Origin of the sequence: Campylobacter sp. IFREMER_LSEM_CL2127 (assembly GCF_025771745.1) — a bacterium.
In the GTDB taxonomy this organism is placed as follows: Bacteria; Campylobacterota; Campylobacteria; order Campylobacterales; family Campylobacteraceae; genus Campylobacter_D.
Window position 1 is genome coordinate 1 of sequence record NZ_JAKMQV010000034.1, and the last position, 596, is coordinate 596.

The 596-nt window shown below is 31.0% G+C and carries 1 protein-coding gene; it reads left to right on the forward strand.

What is annotated here, in order from left to right; translation table 11 throughout:
* A partial coding sequence (locus L8V77_RS07660) for a hypothetical protein (protein ID WP_263707402.1) occupies positions 1 to 596 on the forward strand: 596 nt, incomplete at both ends.

Below are 596 nucleotides of genomic sequence, written 5' to 3' on the forward strand. Positions count from 1 at the left end.
TAAAGAAAATAAAGGTTATATAGGTGTTATTACTAATACAGGTACTATAGGTAAAGAAGCTTCTCCTTTAGCTACTCAAGATATCACTTATGGTATTAACAATAGTGGTACTATAGAAAAACTTATTAATTCTTCAGGGGATTTAACTGATCCTAATGCAGGTAAAGATATACACATCTTTGGTGGTATTAATAATAGTGGCTATATCAATATTGAAAACACTGGTAATATCCATGGAGGTATTACTAATAGTGGTACTTTAGTTGTTAATAATGGCCATATCCATCCTGCAACTGCAAATAATGAAGCTACATGGCATAGTGGCTATATAGGCAAAAATAACAATGGCTACCAATTAGAAAACAATACAGGCGGTAAAATCAGCATAGATGGTTGGTACTTTGATGAACTTGAATATACAGGTAATACTCAAGCAGATAAAGATAAAAGATTAGAAAATTCTATCATTATAGGTGGAGATAATCTTGGTGGTATTAGTGCAGATAAAATCTATGTTAATACAGAAAAACTAAAACTCCAAACAGTTTATGAAGGTAATACTTTCTTTGCAGATAAAGATGGTAATATAGTAGGTA